This is a genomic window from Mycobacterium sp. E1214, from assembly GCF_001666755.1.
GTDB lineage: Bacteria > Actinomycetota > Actinomycetes > Mycobacteriales > Mycobacteriaceae > Mycobacterium.
On record NZ_LZJC01000023.1, the window covers coordinates 1 to 20,025 of the forward strand.

A 20,025-nucleotide genomic window follows, 5' to 3' on the forward strand; every position below is an offset into this window, starting at 1 on the left:
GAAAGCTCCCCGGTGATGGCCGGATCGACGCCACTAAACGATTCTACGAACGGCGCGCCCCAAGGGGCTACCTGGCCTCAGGGTTGACCCTGCGGCCGGGTAGCCCCTTGGGGCCCCACGAAGCGTTGGTCGCACTCCATGGGAGTTACGCCTGGACGTCGAGCACGCCGACTCGCCAGAGCGCCGCGTAGACGTGGCGCATGCCGATGGTCAGCAGCCGGGCGGCACCGTCGACCAGCGGGTCGCCGCCCGAGCCGAACGGCGCGGCGTCGGCGCGGGGGGTGGCCTTGGTGGGGGCCGTCTGGATCGTCGGGGCGAAGGTTTCGGCGACGGTGTCGGTGTCGCGCACCACCGTCAGGGTGGGGACGGTGGTTACGGTCACCACTTCGTCGTACAGAGCTGCGGTCATGATCGTCTCCTGTGCAGGATTGGCAACGAGAACTACCTGGACTGACGTGTCGAGGCCCCGTGCCGGTTCCGATCTTGAAACGCTCAGCCGCTCAAGCGGTTTGCGTTGCGAGCGCTCAGGAAGAGGGTCGCTCCGAAAGATCGGATCGGGACGAGACGCCGTTCGGACTTCGGTCCGGACTGTCGTTAGAACTCATCTGTCCCTCACCTCCTCGCGGTCGCGGCCGTGCGACTGTTCCGCACGATCCATGCGCAGCAAAAGGAGCAGAAACCCGACCACCGTCGGAGAAACCGCACCCCTCTCGTCAGAGCTTCGGCACCACACGACGTGTCCGACAATCCGGAAGCCACCTGGGCTCAACCCTTAAGCCGGGAGGAGCTGTCCTGACCCGGGGCGTCTTTCGACGTTCGGGGTCAGTGGCCTGTATTCGTGTAGACGCCTCACCTAACGAGGTGCTTACCCGACCGATCATGCACGACGCCCCTGACATGGTCAAATCTCCGCGCCGGCGTGTCACGATCTTTACGTTTACGCCCGGAAAGTGCACAGCGTTCGGCCAGCTAGCGGGGCGGGTTGCCTCAGTCGGCGAGGCCCTCGAGCCGCCCGAGGGTATCGATGAACTCCTCCACCATGTCGAGCACCACCGCCCGGGTCGGCCGTACCCGGTTGAGCGAACCGACCACCTGCCCGACGAAGTAGGTAGCCAGCTCGCGGGCCTTGGCGTCGGGGTGCGCCGCCGCGGCGTTGATGCGCACCTGCGGCTCGGTGACCAGCGCGGTTTGCAGCGGCATCCCCAGCGGATCGGGGTTCTCGGCGCGTTCCCACTCCTCGGTCCAGGCGGTGCGCAGCATCCGCGCCGGTTTGCCGGTCATCGACCGGGACCGCACCGTGTCGGACGAGCTGGCCGCCAGGAACTTTTCCTTGACGACGGGCGCCGTCTCGGCTTCCTCGGTGGTCAGCCAGACCGACCCACACCACACGCCCTCGGCGCCCAGGGCGAGCGCCGCGGCGATCTGGCGGCCGCGGGCGATCCCGCCGGCGGCCAGCACCGGCGTCGGCGCCACCGCGTCCACCACCTCCGGGACCAGCACCATCGTGGACACCTCGCCCGTGTGACCCCCGGCCTCGGTGCCTTGCGCGATGACCAGATCAACGCCGGCCGCCGCGTGGCGTTGGGCGTGGCGCGTGGTCCCGGCCAGGGCGGCCACCAGGACGTCGTGGTCGTGGGCGCGCGTCACGAGGTCGGCCGGCGGCGGCCCGAGCGCGCTGGCGATCAGCCGGATGTCGTGGGCGAACGCGACCTCCAGCAGCGGCTCGTAGCCCTTGGGCGAGATGTTGAGGCCGCCCGCCGACGCCCGCGGCGGCGCGGGCGGCGCGGTGACGCCGTAGCGGGTCAGCAGGTCGTCGACGAAGGCGCGGTGCTCGTCGGGCAACATGGTGCGGGCCTGCGTGGCGTCGATGCCACCCGCGTCGGCGCCCACGTACTTGGGCGGCAGCAGCAGGTCGACCCCGTAGGGCTTGCCGCCGGTCTGCTCCGAAATCCAGGTCAACTCGCTGTCGAGGCGCTTGGGGCTGTGCGCGACGGCCCCGAGGACCCCGAAACCGCCGGCGTTGGTCACGGCCGCAACCACGTCACGGCAATGGCTGAAGGCGCATATCGGGAATTCGACGCCGAGCATGTCGGCGACCCTGGTCCGCATCCGCAGGACGCTAGGAGTTATCGACTGGCAAGTCAATGACTTTGGGATCCGACGCGCGGCCCCTGGCCGTCCGGCGGCCAACTCGGGACACCGTCCTCCAGCGGCACGTCGAGACTTCGCAGGATCGAAGCGACCATGCGCCACGCACTGATGGCGGTGACCAACTCGACGAGAACCGTTGTGGCACCGCCCAGTTCGCGCTCGCACGCCGCCCAGCTGGTCGCGCTGACCGCGCCCTGGCGCACCACGTCATCGGTGGCGGCGAGCACCGCCCGTTCAGCGGGGCCGAAGCCGTCGTAGGTCGCCCAGTCCCGCACGCCCAGCAGGTCGGCCTCGCTGACCCCCAGCCGTGTGGCGACGCGCCAGTGCTGCGTCCATTCGTAGTCGCAGGCGGTGAGCCAGCCGATCCGCATGATCACCAGTTCGCGCAACCGCGGATCCAGGGTGCCGTGCCACAGCATGGTGGCGAGCAGGTCGTTGATCGCCCGGGCTAGCGGCGGGTGGTTGAGCAGCACCTGAAAAATGCAGAGCTCGGCCATGTAATTGGGCACGGCGGCTTCGTCGGCGGCGGCCTTCGCCTCCTCGGGCGGCAGAGCGGGCACGCGCGCTGTAGTCATCGTGTGGGCCTTTCGTGGGCTGAACGGCACCGTCTGACTACCCGGCCCGCCTAGTCCGCACACCCGACCCCGGCCGCAGCCCCTGGGGTCGGCAACCGCCCGGCCGGGGCGTCCCAAGGCGTTGTCAAACGACGCCTTTCCAGCGGTGCGGTGGACGACCGGCAGGAGCTAGGCCGCCGTTGTTCTGACGGCGATTCGCGCCGGCAGAAGAAATGGCGTGCGTCGCTAGTGGAGACACGCCATTCGGCGGCGTAGATCCGGCGCGGGAAACCGGAATCCGACACTCAACGCAGCGCAAAAGAATGGCCGACAAAACAGACCGACTGAACAGAACTTTCCGAGAAAAATAGCCGCTGTTTAAGCAGATGAACTTTGGGCATACCGCAGGTACTGACTCAGCCGGTTACCACAACCTGCGGTACGCCGGCGGCGGTATCGGGGCGTGCGCGGCCGGGCGCGGTTCCGTGAGGCGCGCCCGACCGGCAGCTGGACTTACAGCAACCCGAGGAGCTGCAGATCCGTCACATACTTGACGATCACCGGGGCGGTGATGTGCGGAATGTCGTTGTCCGGTCCGAGCTTGGCTTCCTGCACGGCGGCACGGAAGCGGTCGGTCGGCGCGAACGACCCGTGGGCGGGCTCGGCCGGCTGCAGGTTCTTGGGGTCCTGCAGCAAGAGCAGCAGCATCTGCATCACCGAGTTCTGCCGCTGGTGATCCGGCAGCGCCCGCAGCCCGGCCTCGAACCGCTGCAGCCACTCGCCGAAGTCGTCGACCCGCTCGATCGGGTAACCGGCCTCGATCAGCCAGTCGACGAACTGGTCAAGGCCGATGCCGTCGTCGTGCGGGTTCATGACGTGGTAGGTCTCGAACCCTTCGACGACCTGGGCGCCCAGGGTCGCGACGGCCTCGGCGACGAACTCGACCGGCAGGGCGTCGAAGTGCGCGCGCTGGCGGTTGCCGTCGTCGTCGAGCCGGTAGAACGACTTGGGCGCCGTCCCGGTGGCGACCACGCTCAGGATCATCCGCGTGAACACATCCGCGACGTTGAGCTGCCCGGCGAACCGGGTGTCGGTGAGGATCATGTCGGAGCGGAACACCGACACCGGCAGGCCACACAGGTCGTGCGCCTCCCGCAGCAGCACCTCACCGGCCCACTTGCTGTTGCCGTAGCCGTTGGCGTAGCTGCCGTCGATGACCCGAGTCGCACTGATCTCCCGGATGTCGGCGTCCTCGGTGAACGCCGACGGCTCGATCTGGCGGCCCACGTCCGACGTCGAGACGTACGCGTAGGGCTTCATCCGGGTGGTGAGCGCCAACCGGATGAGCTCGGCGGTGCCCCCCACATTGGGGGTGAACAGCTCGGCGTAGGGCAGCACACCGTTGACGACGGCCGCGGAGTCGACGATCAGGTCGACGGTGTCGGCCAGCCGCTGCCAGGTGGCTTCGTCCAGGCCGAGGTTGGCCTGTCCCTTATCGCCCGCGACCACCTGCAGGTGATCCTTCGCCAGCTCGTGGAAGTGCCGCAGCAGGTCCGGGTCGCCGGTGTCGAACGTCTTCTCCAGGCGCCGCATCGCGTCCTCGTCGGACTTGGCACGCACCAGGCAGATCAGCGTCCCGTCGACCAGCTCCAGCTGCTCGAGCCATTCCAGGAGCAGGTAGCGGCCCAGGAAGCCGGTCGCACCGGTCAACAGCACCGTCCGCACCTCTGCGCTCGGGCCGGGCAGGGTGGGCGCCGTGGCGAGCGTCGTCTCGTCGAGGAACTTGTCGAGCGTCAGGTCGCGGGCGTACACCTCCTTGGCGTCGGCGCCGTGCACCGCGGCGAAGCCCGGACCGGCCGCGCCGGCCCCGTCACCGCCGTCGTTGAGCCGCTGGCTCAGGGCCCGGACGGACTGCGCGTCGAACAGGGTGCGCACCGACAGGGCGGCGTCCGCGGCGGTGTTGATCTCGGCGATCACCCGCATGGCCGACAGCGAGTCCCCACCGAGCTCGAAGAAGGAGTCCTCCACCGAAACCCGGTCTATACCGAGCACCCGGCCGAAGACGCCGGCCAGGATTTCCTCGGTCTCGTTCTCCGGCGCGTGGTATTCGCCGCCGCGCTTCTGGTACTCCGGGGCGGGCAGGGCGCGCCTGTCCAGCTTCCCGTTGACCGTCAGCGGCAGCGCCTCGAGCACCAGCACCGCGGCCGGCACCATGTACGCCGGGAGCAACCCGCTCAGCTGCGCCCGCACGTCGGCGGGCTCGGCGGTGCCGGTGATGTAGCCGACGAGCCGCTTGTCGCCGGGGCGGTCTTCGCGGGCGATCACCGCCGCCTGGTCCACCCCGTCGAGGCCGGCCATGGCCGCCTGGATCTCGCCCAACTCGATGCGGTAGCCGCGGATCTTGACCTGCTCGTCGACGCGGCCCAGGTAGTGCAGCTGGCCCTCGGAGTCCCAGCGCACCAGGTCACCGGTCCGGTACATCCGGCCGCCGGGCGCGCCGAAGGGGCACGCCACGAAGCGGGACGCGGTCAGGCCGGCGCGGCGCGCGTAACCGGTGGCCACGCCGCGACCGGCGATGTACAGCTCGCCGACCACGCCGGCGGGCGCCGGCCGCAGCCACTTGTCCAGGACGAACAGCGCGCCCTGCGGAACCGGGGCGCCGATCGGGGCGGAACCGGTGCCCGCCTGCAGCGGCGCACTCATGGCCGCGTAGACGGTGCCTTCGGTCGGGCCGTAGGCATTGATCATCACGCGGCCCGGCGCCCACCGGTCCACGACCTCGACCGAGCAGGCCTCGCCGGCCACCACCAACGCCATGGCGTCCAGGCCCTCCGGCGAGAGCATCCCGACCGCCGACGGGGTCTGGTGCAGCACGGTCACCTGCTCGGCGACCAGCAGCTCGTGCAGCTCGTCGGGCGCGGCCGCGACCGACTCGGGCACGACCACCAGGCGGGCGCCGTGCAGCAGCGCACCCCAGATCTCGTGCACCGAGACGTCGAACACCAGTGAGTGCCACTGCGCCCACGTGCCGCCCTCCGGCAGCGCGGCGTGCAGCGACTGCAGCAGCTGGGCGACGTTGCGGTGCGTGACCGCGACGCCCTTCGGCACGCCGGTGGTGCCCGACGTATAGATGAGGTAGGCCAGGTCGTCGGCGGCGGGCACCGGCAACGGGGTGCTGGGCTGCGTGTGCAGGGCCGGGTCGTCGACGTCGACGACGGTGGCGCCGTCCAGGCGGGCGCCCAACTCCGCGGTGGTGACCACCGCGACCGGAGCCGCGTCCTCGAGCAGGAACTCGATGCGCGCGGCGGGCAGCGCCGGGTCGATCGGCACGTACGCCGCGCCGGTCTTGAGCACCGCCAGGATCGAGACGATCGCCTTGTCCGAGCGGGGGGACAACAGCGCGATCCGCTCCCCCGGCCCGGCGCCCCGCCCGGCCAGCAGATGGGCCAACCTGTTGGCGGCCTCGTCCAGCTGCCGATAGGTCATCGAGCGGCCGTCGAACGCCAGCGCGGGAGCATCGGGGGTCTTCGCCACCTGGGCGGCGAACAGCTCCGGGATCGACGACGCCGCGCCGGCGGGCGCGGTGAGCACCGACCGGTTGCCCCACTGATCCAGCTGGGCGTGTTCGCGCTCGTCGACCACGTCCATGGCGATCAAGCGGCCGGCCGGGTCGGCGGTCAGGTCCGCGAGCAGGCGCTGGAATCGCTCGATGATCGTCTCGATGCCGGCGGCGTCGAACACCTCGGTGTCGTATTCCACCCGCAGGCCCAGCTCCCGGCCCGGCAACGCCATCACCGAGAGCGGGTAGTGGTTGTACTCGCGGTTGCTGACGTCGGTGATGGCCAGTTCGTGGAAGCCCAGCGGCACGCTGGTGTCGATCGGGTAGTTCTCGTACAGGAACAGGGTGTCGAACAGCTGGTCGTGCCCGGTGACGCGGTGGATGTCGCTCAGCGCCAGGTGCTCGTGGTCCAGCGTGTCGTTGTGGTGCTGCTGCAGCTGGCTGAGCAGGTCGGCGACGGTGCTGTCCGCGCCGACGCTGGCCCGCACGGGCACCGTGTTGATCAACAGGCCGATCATCGATTCGGCGCCGATGAGGTCGGCGGGCCGCCCGGACACGGCGGTGCCGAAGGCGACGTCGTGCTGACCGGTCAATCTCATCAACAGCTGCGCCCAGCCGGCCTGCAGCACCGTGTTCACGGTGGTGTGGCAGGCGCGGGCCAGCTCGCCGAGAGCGCGGGTGTGCTCGGCGGACATCCGGTAGGACTCCACGCCGCGCCGGCCGAGGCCCAGCCGTGCCGGCGGGCCGACCAGGGTGGGCGTGTCGAAACCGGCGAGCACCTCGCTCCACGCCGCCTGCGCGGCGGCCCGGTCCTGGCTGGCCAGCCAGGTCAGGTAGCTGCGGTAGGTAGCGGGGGCGGGCAGCTGCTCGCCGTAGTAGTGCGACAGGATCTCGCGCAGCAGGATCGGCAGCGACCAGCCGTCCATGACGATGTGGTGGTTGGTCAGCACGAAGCGGTGCCGGTCGTCGGCGGTGCGGATCAGCGCGGCGCGGAAGGCCGGCCGGTGCGCCAGGTCGCTGACCGCGGCGCGTTCGGCCGCGCACAGCTGCTCGACCTTCTCATCGGGGTCGAGGTCCTCGCCCCCCAGCTCGATGTAGCGCCACGCCGAGACCGGGTCGGCCGGGATGACCTGCACCGGCTCGCCGAACTGCGGGCAGAACCGGGCCGCCAGGTTGGGGTGCCGGCTGACGACGGTGTGCACGGCGTCGCGCAACCGGTGCTGGTCCAGAGCGCCGGTCACGGTGATGCCCAGCTGCACGGCGTAGACGTCGTCGCCCGGGTCCTGGGCGAAGCTGGCGTGGAACAGCAGGCCCTGCTGCAGCGGAGTCAGCGGCAGGATGTCGGCGATCTGATGCTCGGCGGCCAGCGCGTCGATCTGCTGCTGGTTCAGCCGCGCGGGCGCGATGTCGGACGGGGTCAGCCCGCCGCCGCCGCCCCGCACATGGGCGCAGATCCCGGCCAGCGCCTCGAACCACAGCTCGCTGAGCCGGGTGACCTGCTCACGGTCCAGCGCCGACGGCGCCCAGGTCCAGTTGGCGTGCAGGTTCGGCCCGGACTCGGTGTCCATGGTCCCGGCGTTGAGGTCGAGGGTGTGCATCAGCGGCATCGGCACGGCCGCGGCCGCTCCGGACAGCGACAGGCTGTCCGGGTCGAGCCGCCACAGCTCGCCGGGCAGGTCGGCGGCAGCGCCCAGCCGGCCGAGGTAGTTGAACCCGACGGCCGGGTCCGACGCGCCCAGTTCGACGTCGTCGTTGAGGTAGCGCAGAACGCCGTACGTCAGGCCGTCGGGCAGGGCCCGCAGCTGCTCCTTGGCGTTCTTGATCAGGGCGCCCAGCGGCGCCGCACCGGCGACCACCTGGTCCCAATCCAGCCCGTCGATGCTCAGCGCGACGGGGTACTTGGTGGTGAACCACCCCACGGTGCGCGACAGGTCGACGTGCGAGCCGAGCTCCTCGTGGCGGCCGTGGCCCTCCACGTCGACACCCAGCGGCGTGTCGGCGCCCTTGAACTGGGTCCAGGCCAGGCCGAAGGCGATCAGCAGGATGTCCTGCACGCCGGCCCGGAACGCCGCGGGCACCTCGCCCAGCAGTTGCCGGGTGGTCTCGACGTCCAGCGCCACGGACAGCTGCTCGGCGGTGACGTAGGTGTCCTGGTCGGGGCGCACCGCCGGCAACGCGGCCGGGGTTGCCTCGACCTGACGCCACCGCTCGGCCAGCGCGACCACCTCGGGACGGCCGGCGTGCTCTTGCAGCAGGGTCGACCACCGGGCGAAAGACGTCCCGCCGGTCGGCAGCGCGACCGGCTGCCCGCTGTGGTGCTGCGCCCACGCGATGTTGAGGTCCTCGAGCAGGGTCCGCCACGACACCCCGTCCACCGCCAGGTGGTGGATGATCAGCGCCAACTGGTTCGTCGAGGACGCCCACACCGCGCTTAGCATCACCCCGGCGGCCGGGTTGAGCCGCGACCGGGCCGCGACCAGCGCGTCGTCCGACAGCGTCTCGACGGTGTCCACGCACTCCGCCGCGTGCACGGAGCCGGCCTCGGGCGCCTGCAGGGCCCAGCCACCGGCGCCGTCGTCGTCGACCCGCAACCGCAGCATGGCGTGCCGGTCCAGCAGGGCCTGCAGTACCACGTGGACGTCGTCCTGGGTCACATCGCTCGGGGCGGACAGCACCATGGTCTGGTTGAACTGGTCGACGGGCCCGTCGACGGTCTGCAGCCACCGCATGATCGGCGTGGCCACCACCGGACCGATCCCCTCGTCGACCAGGTTCTCCGAGTCGTCGACGACGCCGGCCACCCGGGCCAGCCGGGCCACGGTCTGCTCGACGAACACGTCACGAGGGCGGCACATCACGCCGGCCGCCCGGGCCCGGGCCACCACCTGCATCGACAGGATGCTGTCGCCGCCGAGGTCGAAGAACGAGTCGTCCACGCCGACCCGCTCCACGCCCAGCACCTGGGCGTAGATGGCGGCCAGTGTCTCCTCGGTGGGGGTCGCCGGGGCGCGGTACTGGCCGGCCCGCTTCTGGTATTCGGGCGCGGGCAGCGCCCGCTTGTCGAGCTTGCCGTTGACCGTCAGGGGCAGCGTCTCGAGCACCACCACCGCGGCCGGCACCATGTACGACGGCAGCTTCTCGGCCAGTTGGGCGCGAATCTCGGCCGGGTCCGCGGTGCCGGTGATGTAGCCGACCAGCCGCTTGTCGCCGGGACGGTCCTCGCGCGCGATCACCGCCGCCTGCGTGACGCCCTCGAGCGCCGCCAGCGCGGACTGGATCTCCCCCAGCTCGATGCGGTAGCCGCGAATCTTGACCTGCTCGTCAGCGCGGCCGAGGTACTGCAGTTGCCCGTCGGTGCCCCACCGGACCAGGTCGCCGGTGCGATACATCCGACCGCCGGGTGCGCCGAACGGGCACGCCACGAAACGCGACGCGGTCAGCCCGGCGCGGCGGGCGTACCCCGTCGCCACGCCGCGGCCGGCCACGTACAGCTCTCCCACGACGCCTTCGGGGGCCGGGCGCAGCCACTTGTCCAGCACGAACAGCGCGGCGCCGGGAACCGGCGAACCGATCGGGGGCGCGCCGTTCTCCGCGCTCAGCGGCGTGCTCATGGCCGCGTAGACGGTGGCCTCGGTCGGGCCGTAGGCGTTGATCATCACGCGGCCCGGCGCCCACCGGTCCACGACCTCGGCGGGGCAGGCCTCGCCGGCCACCACCAACGCCGTCGCCTCCAGGCCCTCCGAGGACAGCATGCCGACGGCCGAGGGGGTCTGGTGCAGCACGGTCACCTGCTCGGCGACCAGCAAATCGTGCAGGTCTTCCGGAGAGCCGGCCACGGATTCGGGAACGACGACCAGGCGGCCGCCGTGCAGCAGCGCGCCCCAGATCTCCCACACCGAGACGTCGAACACCAGCGAGTGCCACTGCGACCACACCTGGGCGGGGCGAGACGACAGCCCGGCGGGTAGGGAGGCCAGCAGCGAGGCCACGTTGCGGTGCGTGACCGCGACGCCCTTGGGAACCCCGGTGGTGCCCGAGGTGTAGATCACATACGCGAGGTCGTCGGCCGCGGGGCCGGGCAGCGCGGTGCTCGGCTGCTCCTCGATCGCGGGGTCGGCGACGTCGACGATCGGCAGGTCGGTGCCGTCCAGGCGGGACCGCAGGCCCGCCGTGGTGACGACGGCGATCGGCTCGGCGTCGCCCAGCATGAACTCCATCCGGGCCGCCGGCAGCGCCGGGTCGATCGGCAGGTAGGCCGCCCCGCTCTTGAGGACCGCCAGGATGGCCACGATCGCGTCGGCCGAGCGGGAGAACAGCAGCGCGACGCAGCGACCGGGGCCCGCGCCCTGGTCGGCCAGCACATGCGCCAGCCGGTTCGCCGCCTCGTCGAGCTCGCGATACGTCATCGTCCGGCCGTCGAAGGTCAGCGCGGGCGCCTCCGGCGCCCGTGTCACCTGCGCCGCGAACATGCTCGGGATCGACACGGGCTTGGCCGGCGGGGCGGTCAGCACTGACCGGTTACCCCACTCGTCGAGCCGGTCGTGCTCGCCGCCATCCAGCAAATCGATCGACAACAATCGCCGTCCTGCACCGACGGTCATGACTGCTCCTCCACATCTGCGGTCATGGCTACCAATACCCGTTTTAGCCGCTCAACTAGACGTTCGATCCTCTGCGCGTCGAACACGTCCGTGTCGAATTCGACGCGCAGCCCCAGTTCTTGGCCGGGCACGGCTTGCACCGAAAGCGGGTAATGGTTGTATTCGCGGTTCGTGAACCGGTTAATAGTCAACTCGCCGACGGCCGATAATGCGGCGGAATCGAGCGGATAGTTCTCGTACACGAACATTGTGTCGAAAAGTTGGTCATGTCCCGTTACACGATGGATATCGTTTAGTGCCAAATGCTGGTGATCCAGCGTGTCGCTGTAGGCGCCCTGCAGCTGGTTGAGCAGGTCGGCGATGGTGGTTTCCGCGCCGATGCTGGCCCGCACGGGGACCGTGTTGATCAGCAGGCCGACCATCGAGTCCGAGCCCGCCAGCTCGGTCGGGCGACCGGACACCGCCGTGCCGAACGCGACGTCGTGTTGACCGGTCAGCCACATCAACAGCTGCGCCCAGGCGGCCTGCAGCACGGTGCTCACGGTGGTGCTGCACGACCTGGCCAGCTCGCCCAGCGCCCGCGTGGTGTCCTCGGACACGGTGAACTCGGCGACGCCCCGCGCGCCCAGCCGTAGCCGGCCGGACGGGCCCACCAAGGTCGGAGTGTCGAATCCGGCGAACACCTCACGCCACGCCGCCTGGGCCGCCTCGCGGTTCTGTTCGGCGAGCCAGGCGATGAAGCTGCGATACGGCACCGGCGCGGGCAGCCGCACCCCGTAGTAGCTGGCGAAGATCTCCTGCAGGAGCAGCGGCTTGGACCACCCGTCGAGCACGATGTGGTGGTTGGTCAACACGAACCGGTAGCCCGCGTCCGCCGTGCGCAGCAGCGCCGCCCGGAAGGGCGGCTGGCCCGCCAGGTCGCACACGGCGGCGCGCTCGCCGGCGCTGAACTGCTCGACCTGCGCCTCGACGTCGTCGCCGGTGAGCTCGAGGTACTGCCACGCCAGCTGCGGCTCGGCGGCGAGGATCTGTACCGGCTCGCCGAATTCGTCGGTGAAGTGGGCGACGATGTGCGGTTGCCGGTTGACGACGGTCTGCACGGCTTGACGCAGCCGGTCGGCGTCCAGCTCCCCGGTCACGGTGATGTCGAGCTGCACCGCGTACAGGTCGTCGCTGCCGTGGGCCGTCCCGGTGTGGAACAGCAGCCCCTGCTGCAGCGGGGTCAGCGGCAGCACGTCGGCCACCGGGTAGCGCTGCTGCATGTCGTCGATGTCGGCCTGCGTCAGGCGTGCCGGCGCGACGTCGGACGGTGTCAACCCGCCGCCACCGCTGCGCACGTGGTTGCAGATCCCGGCCAGCGCGTCGAACCACAGCTCGCTGAGCCGGCCGATCTGCTTGTCGCTGAGCGCCGAGGTGGCCCAGGTCCAGTTGGCCTGCAGGTGCGGGCCGGCCTCGGTGTCCATGGTGCCGGCGTTGAGCTCGACGGTGTGCGGCAGCGGCACCGCCACCACCGACGCGGCTCCGGCCATCGGCAAGCTGTCCTGGCTGAGCCGCCACAGCTCCTCCGAGAGCTCCGCGGCGCCGCCGCCCAACCGGCCCAGGTAGTTGAACCCGATGGCGGGGTCGGCCCCGCCGAGGTCCACGTCGGGGTTGAGGTAGCGCAACAGCCCGTAGGTCAGGCCGTCGGGCAGGCTCCGCAGCTGCTCCTTAGCGTCCTTGACCACCGCGCCCAGCCCGTCCTCACCGGCGACGACCTGGCCCCAGGAGAGGCCGCCGACGCGCAGCGCGACCGGGTATTTGCTGGTGAACCAGCCGACCGTGCGCGACAGGTCCACGTGCGGCCCGAGCTCCTCGTTGCGCCCGTGGCCCTCCACGTCGATGGCGATCGGCGCGTTCGTGCCCACGAATTGCGTCCATGCCAGGCCGAAGGCGATCAGCAGGATGTCCTGCACGCCGGCGTGGAACGCGGCGGGCACCTCCCCCAACAGCAAACGGGTGGTGTCGACGTCCAGCGACACCGACAGCTGACCCGCGGTGACGTAGGTGTCCTCGGGACGCGCGGCGGGCAGCACCGCCGGCGTCGCGGCGACCTGCCGCCACGCCTCGGCATGAGCGACGACGTCGGCACGCTTGGCGTGCTGCTCGAGCAGCGACGACCACCGGGCGAACGACGTGCCACCGGCCGGCAGCTCCACCGGCTGCCCGGTGTGGTGCTGAGCCCAGGCGATGTTGAGGTCTTCCAACAGGATTCGCCACGACACACCGTCGACCGCCAGGTGGTGCAGGATCAGGCCGAGCTGGTTGGTCCCGGACGCCCAGACGGCGCTCAGCATCACGCCGGCGGCGGGGTCCAAGCGGGTCCGCGCGGCGACGAGCGCGTCCTCGGACAGCGCCTCGACCGTCTGCAGGCATCCGCTGGCCTGCACCGTGCCGGCCTCGGGAACGTCCAGCGACCAACCGCCGGCGCCGTCGTCGTCGACGCGCAACCGCAGCATGGCGTGCCGGTCCAGCAACGCCTGCAGCACGGCGAGGACGTCCTCCTCGCCGACCCCGGCGGGCGCCTGCACCACCATGCTCTGGTTGAACTGCTCGACGGGGCCCTCCATGGCGGCCAGCCACCTGATGATCGGGGTGGCGACCACCGGACCGGTTCCCTCGTCGACCACGCCGTCGTCGCCGGTGCCCAACGTGGCGACGCGGGCCAGCCGCGACACCGTTTGCTCGACGAACACGTCACGCGGCCGGCAGATCACCCCGGCCGCACGGGCCCGGGCCACCACCTGCATCGACAGGATGCTGTCGCCGCCGAGGTCGAAGAACGAGTCGTCGACGCCCACCCGCTCGACGCCCAGCACCTGGGCGTAGATACCGGCGAGAATCTCCTCGACCGCGTCCGCGGGGGCGCGGTAGCGGTCGACGTCGGAGTACTCGGGCGCCGGCAGGGCCCGGCTGTCGAGCTTGCCGTTGACCGTCAGGGGCAGCGCCTCGAGCACCACGACGGCGGCCGGCACCATGTACGGCGGCAGGGTCTCGCCCAGCCGCGCGCGCACCTCGGCCGGGTCGGCGGTCCCGGTGACGTAGCCGACGAGGCGCTTGTCGCCCGGTCGGTCCTCGCGGGCGATCACTGCGGCCTGGTCGACGCCGGCCAGCCCCGCCAGGGCCGCCTGCACCTCGCCGAGCTCGATGCGGTAGCCGCGGATCTTCACCTGCTCGTCGGCGCGGCCCAGGTACTGCAGCTGGCCGTCGGCACCCCAGCGGACCAGGTCACCGGTGCGGTACATCCGGTCCCCCGGGCCGCCGAAGGGGCAGGCCACGAAGCGGGACGCCGCCAACCCGGAGCGGCCGACATACCCGGCGGCCAGGCCGCCGCCGGCGACGTACAGCTCCCCGACCACGCCCGCCGGCACCTGGCGCAGCCAGCCGTCGAGCACGAAGAAGCCCAGGTGGGCCAGCGGGATGCCGATGGGGCTGGAGTTGTCGTCGATGTCGGCCTGCACGATTTCGCGGAACGAGGCGTGCACCGTCGTCTCCGTGATGCCGTACATATTGATCATCCGGGGGAAGCCGGGGTGGGCGTGCAGCCAGGTGGACAGCCGCTGCGGCTCGAGCGCCTCGCCACCGAACACGACGGTCTGCAGCTTCAACTGCTGACCCAGCTCGGGCGCCAGCGCGTCCGCGCTCTGCAGCGCGTAGAACGCCGACGGGGTCTGGCTGAGCACGCTCACCTGTTCGCGAACGAGCAAGGAGTGCAACTCTTCTGGCGACCGCACCACCGCGTCGGGCACCACGACCAGACGCCCGCCGTACAGCAGCGAACCGAAGACCTCCCACACCGAGAAGTCGAAGGCCAGCGAGTGGCATTGCGTCCACACCTGTCCCAGCCCGAGCTGGGCGTCCAGCGACTCGAGCAATTGGGTGACGTTGCGGTGCGGGATGGCCACGCCTTTGGGGGTGCCGGTCGTGCCGGACGTGTAGATGATGTAGGCGATGTTGTCCGCGGCCGGAATCGGCAGCGGCTCGGTGGATTGCGCGTGCACGGCCGGGTCGTCGTAGTCGACGATCAGCAGGTCGAATCCGTCGAGGCGCGACCGTACGTCGGCGTTGCTCACCGCCGCGACCGGCGCGGAATCGCCGAGCACGAATTCCATGCGCGCGGCGGGCACACTCGGGTCGATCGGCACGTAGGCGGCGCCGGTCTTGAGCACCGCGAAGATGGCGACGATCGCCTCGGCCGAGCGCGGCAGCACCACCGCGACGCGCTCCCCGGGGCCGGCGCCCTGGCCAATCAGCAAGTGCGCCAAGCGAGTTGCCGACTCCTCGAGCTCGCGGTAGGTCAGCGACCGGTCGCCGCAGCTGATCGCGACCGCCTCCGGCGCGCGGGCCACCTGGGCGGCCAGCAGCTCCGGGATGGATTCGTGGGCGCCGGCGGGCTGGGTGAGCACCGCCCGGTTTCCCCACTCGTCGAGCCGCTGGTGCTCGGCCGCGTCCAGCAGATCGATCGCGGACAACCGTTGCGCCGCATCGACGCTCATCGCCGCCCATACCTGGCGCAACCGCTCGACAAGCCTCTCGACGTCGGCGGCGTCGAACACCTCGGTGTCGTACTCGACCCGCAGGCTCAGCTCGTGACCCGGCGTCACCACCACCGACAGCGGGTAGTGGTTGAATTCGCGGCTGCTGAAGTCGGTGACGGCCAACTCGTTGACCCCGAGCAGCGCGCCCGCGTCGATCGGGTAGTTCTCGTAGAGGAACAGCGTGTCGAACAGCTGGTCGTGCCCGGTCGCGCGGTGCATCTCGTTGAGCGCCAGGTGCTCGTGCTCGAGCGTCTCGTTGTGGAAATGCTGCACCTGCTCCAGCAAGTCGGCGACGGTGCCGGCCGCGGCGATGTTGGCGCGCACCGGCACGGTGTTGATCAGCAGACCCACCATCGCGTCCGCGCCCGGCAGCTCCGTCGGGCGCCCCGACACCGCGGTGCCGAACGCCACGTCGTGCTGGCCGGTCAGCCACATCAGCAGTTGCGCCCAACCGGCCTGCAGCACCGTGCTGACGGTGGTGCGGCACGCCCGCGCCAACTCGCCCACCGCGCGCGTGGTGTCCGCAGACACCGTGTAGGCGGCGACGCCGCGTCGTCCCGCTTTGCCGGGCGGGGCCACCAGCGTGGGTGCCTCGAACCCGGCGAGCGCCTCGCCCCACGCCGCCCGCGCGGCGGCGTGGTCCTGATTGGCAAGCCACGTCAGATAATTGCGGTACGCCGGCGTCGCGGGCAACCGCTGACCGTAGTAGCTGGCGAACACGTCCTGCAACAGCACCGGCAGCGACCACCCGTCGACCACGATGTGATGAATGGTCAGTAAGAAGCGGTGCCGGTCGGCGCCGGTGCGGATCAGCGCGGCGCGGAAGGTCGGCTGGGTGGCCAACTCGCACACGGCGGTGCGCTCGGCCGCGGCGATCTGTTCGACCCGTTCGTCGACGCCGTCGTCGGCAGCCAATTCGTAGGTGTGCCAAGCGATCTGGGGATCGGCGGGAATGACCTGCACAGGCTCGCCGAAGTCCTCCAGGAACCGCGCGGCCAGGTTGGGGTGGCGGTTGACGGCGCTCTGCACGGCCTCACGCAGCCGCTGCGCGTCGAGCGCACCGGTGACCGTGATGCCCAGTTGCACGGCGTACAGGTCGTCGCTGGCCTGCCCAAAACTGGTGTGGAACAACAACCCTTGCTGAACCGGGGTCAGCGGCAACACGTCGGCGACCTGGTGTTGCGCGCACAGCGCGTCGATCTGCTGCTGATCGAGCCGGGCCGGGGCGATGTCCGACGGCGTCAGACCGCCACCGCCACCGCGGACGTGGTCGCAGATCCCCGCGAGCGCCTCGAACCACAGCTGGCTCAACCGGGTGACCTGCTCGCGCGTCAACGCCGACGGCGCCCAGCTCCAGTTGGCGTGCAGTTGCGGACCCGCGTCGGTGTCCATCGTGCCGGCGTTGAGTTCCACCGTGTGCGCCAACGGCATGGGGACGGCCGTCGCCACGGCGCTGACGGCCAGGCTGTCCGTCCCGATGCGCCACATCTCGTCGGAAAGGTCGGCGCCCGCGCCCAACCGGCCGAGGTAGTTGAACCCGATGACCGGGTCGGCACCGCCCAGGTCGACGTCGGGGTTGAGGTAGCGCAGCAGCCCGTAGGTGACGGCATCGGGCAGCGCGTGCAGTTGTTCCTTGGCGTCCTTGACGATTGCGCCCAGCGCGCCGTCGCCGGCGACGACCTGCGACCAGTCGAGCCGCCCGTTGATCTTCACCGCCACCGGGTATTTGGCGGTGAACCATCCGACCGTGCGGGACAGGTCCACCCGCGACGCCAGTTCCTCGTGCCGCCCGTGGCCCTCCACGTCGATGCCGATCGGCGTGCGGGTGCCCAGCAATTCGGTGAACGCCAGGCCGAACGCGATCAACAGGATGTCTTGCACGCCGGCGTGGAACGCCGCGGGCACCTCGCCCAGCAGCAGGCGCGTGGTCTCGGGGTCGAGAGAAACAGCCAGCTGCTCCGCGGTTTCGTAGGTGTCCTGGTCCGGACGCACCGCCGGCAGCACGGCGGGGGTCGCGGCGACCTGCCGCCACCGCTCGGCCAGCTCGGCCACCTCGGGGCGACGCGCGTAGTCCTCCAACACCGACGACCAGCGGGCGAAAGACGTTCCGGGCAACGGCAATTCGATCGGCTGGCCGTTGTGGTGTTGCGCCCAGGCGATGTTCAGGTCTTCCAGCAGCGTGCGCCACGACACCCCGTCCACCGACAGGTGGTGGATGATCAACGCCAGCTGGTTGGTCGACGTCGCCCACACGGGGCTGAGCATCACGCCGTTGCTGGGGTTCAGCCGCGCCCGCGCCGCCACCAGCGCCTCGTCCGACAACGCCTCGACCGACTGCAGCAGGTCGCCGGCCCGCACCGAGCCGGCGTCGGGCACCTGCAGCGACCAGCCGCCGAGGCCGTCGTCGTCGACCCGCACCCGCAGCATGGCGTGCCGGTCCAGCAGCGCCTGCAACAGCACCGTCACGTCGGATTCGCTCACCCCGGCCGGGGCGGCGAGCACCATCGTCTGGTTGAACTGCTCGACCGGCCCCTCGATGCCGGCCAGCCAGCGCATGATCGGCGTCGCGACGACCGGCCCGAGGCCCTCGTCGGCGGCGCCCAACTCGCCCTCGGCGGCCACCTCGGACACCCGCGCCAGGCGGGCCACGGTCTGCTCGACGAACACGTCGCGCGGCCGACAGATCACCCCGGCCGCGCGCGCCCGGGCCACCACCTGCATCGACAGGATGCTGTCGCCGCCCAGGTCGAAGAACGAGTCGTCGACGCCCACCCGCTCCATGCCGAGGACCTGTGCGTAGATGTCGGCCAGGATCTCCTCGACCGCGTCGGCGGGGGCGCGGTACTCGCCGGCGGAGTACTCCGGCGCGGGCAGCGCGCGCTTGTCGAGCTTGCCGTTGGCGGTCAGCGGGATCGCGTCCAACACCACGATGGCGGCGGGCACCATATACGGCGGCACGCGGTCGGCCAGGGCGGTGCGCAGCTCCGCCGGGTCGGCGGTGCCGGTGATGTACCCGACCAGCCGCTTGTCCCCGGGACGGTCCTCGCGCGCGATCACGGCGGCTTGGTCGACGCCGTCCAGACTCAACAGTGCGGACTGAATTTCGCCCAGCTCGATGCGGTAACCGCGGATCTTGACCTGCTCGTCGACGCGACCCAGGTACTGCAGCTGCCCGTCGGGACCCCAGCACACCAGGTCGCCGGTGCGGTACATCCGGGCCCCCGGCCCACCGAACGGGTTGGGGACGAAGCGCGACGCGGTCAGACCGGCGCGGCCGACGTAACCGATCCCGACGCCGCGGCCGGACAGGTAAAGCTCCCCGACCACCCCGGCCGGAACCGGCTGCAGCCACTTGTCCAGCACGAACACCGCGGCGCCGGCGATCGGCGCACCGATCGGCACCACCGCGGAACCCGGCGTCAGCGGCGTGCTCATGGTCGCGCACACCGTCGTCTCGGTCGGGCCGTAGGCGTCGATCATCGTGCGGCCGGGTGCGGCCCACTTGTCGACGACCTCGGTGGGGCACGCCTCGCCGGCGACCACCAGCGCGGTCGACTCCAGCCCCTCGGCCGACAGCATCGCGACCGCCGACGGCGTCTGGGTCAGCACGCTGACCTGCTCCGCGACCAGCAGGGCGTGGAAGTCCTCGGGGTTGGCGGCCACCGACTCGGGCACCACCAGGAGCCGACGGCCGCGCAGCAGCGCACCGAAGATCTCCCACACCGAGAAGTCGAACGCCGAGGAGTGACACTGGGTCCACACCCGTCCCGGCGGCAGCCCCGCGTCGAGGGACTCGATCAGCCAGGCGACATTGTGGTGGGCAATAGCCACGCCCTTGGGGGTGCCAGTCGTCCCGGAGGTGTAGATGACGTAGGCGACGTTACGGGGATCGGGCGCCGGCAGCGGGTCGCTGGATTGCGCCTCGACGGCGGGGTCGTGCACGTCGACCACCAGCAGGTCGCGCCCATCGAGCCGCGAGCGCAGGTCCGCCGAGGTGATGACGGCGCTGGGCGCGGCGTCGGACAGCACGAACTCCATGCGTGACCCGGAATGCGCCGGGTCGACCGGCACGTACGCCGCCCCGGTCTTGAGCACGGCGAGCATCGCGATGATCGCGTCGGCGCATCGCGGGAACAGCAGCGCCACACAGTTTCCGGGCCCAACGCCGTGGCCCGCCAGGTGGTGCGCCAGCCGGTTGGCGGCCTGGTCGAGTTCCCGGTAGGTCAGCGTCTGCCCCGCGAAGGTCAGCGCCTGCGCGTCGGGGGTGGCGTCGACGTGCTCCGCGAACGCTTCGGGGATGGACACCCACGGGGCGTCCGGCTCCTGCAGCGCCGCCCGGTTGGCCCACGCGTCGAGCTGGGCCGGTTCGTCGGCCTTGAGCAGGTCCACGGAGGCCAACGCTCGTTCGGGGTCGGCGGTCATCTCGGCCAGGATCTGCTGCAGGCGTTCGGCGAGGTCGGCGACGCCGAAGTTCGCGAACGGCTGGCCCGGTCCCGCGGTGCTCAGGAAGAGTTGGTCACCGGCCCCGAGGAAGAACAGGCCGAAGTGGCCCACCGGGCCGTGGTTCGTGTAGCTCGCGGTGGCGG

Annotated in this window: 5 protein-coding genes and 1 riboswitch; all 5 genes read right to left on the minus strand. The window is 70.9% G+C overall.

Translation table 11 applies throughout. From position 1 onward, the window contains the following. Positions 1 to 145 precede the first annotated feature (145 nt). Positions 146 to 409 (minus strand): Rv1535 family protein, encoded by a 264-nt coding sequence (locus A5700_RS03215; RefSeq protein ID WP_068204447.1) that lies wholly within the window; start codon positions 407 to 409, stop codon positions 146 to 148. A 289-nt stretch (positions 410 to 698) separates the two neighbouring features. Then, a riboswitch (M-box (ykoK) riboswitch) is annotated at positions 699 to 868 on the minus strand. Between the two features lie 119 nt (positions 869 to 987). After that, positions 988 to 2,109 carry a nitronate monooxygenase family protein gene (locus A5700_RS03220; protein ID WP_068067123.1) on the minus strand — a complete coding sequence of 374 codons (1,122 nt, stop codon included), beginning with the start codon at positions 2,107 to 2,109 and terminating at the stop codon, positions 988 to 990. 32 nt (positions 2,110 to 2,141) lie between these two features. Further along, complete coding sequence (locus A5700_RS03225; RefSeq protein WP_068067125.1) at positions 2,142 to 2,726, minus strand: carboxymuconolactone decarboxylase family protein; 585 nt, start codon at positions 2,724 to 2,726, stop codon at positions 2,142 to 2,144. 492 nt (positions 2,727 to 3,218) lie between these two features. Beyond that, positions 3,219 to 10,865, minus strand: a complete 7,647-nt coding sequence (locus tag A5700_RS03230; protein WP_068067128.1) for a non-ribosomal peptide synthetase — start codon at positions 10,863 to 10,865, stop codon at positions 3,219 to 3,221. Further along, on the minus strand, positions 10,862 to 20,025 hold a 9,164-nt coding region (locus A5700_RS03235; RefSeq protein ID WP_068204450.1), incomplete at its 5' end, for a non-ribosomal peptide synthetase. The genes A5700_RS03235 and A5700_RS03230, both read right to left, overlap by 4 nt.

Coding starts and splice junctions, on each gene's coding strand:
- A5700_RS03215 (WP_068204447.1), bottom strand. CDS start 409: ATGACCGCAGCTCTGTACGACGAAGTGGTGACCGTAACCACCGTCCCC.
- A5700_RS03220 (WP_068067123.1), bottom strand. CDS start 2,109: ATGCGGACCAGGGTCGCCGACATGCTCGGCGTCGAATTCCCGATATGC.
- A5700_RS03225 (WP_068067125.1), bottom strand. CDS start 2,726: ATGACTACAGCGCGCGTGCCCGCTCTGCCGCCCGAGGAGGCGAAGGCC.
- A5700_RS03230 (WP_068067128.1), bottom strand. CDS start 10,865: ATGACCGTCGGTGCAGGACGGCGATTGTTGTCGATCGATTTGCTGGAT.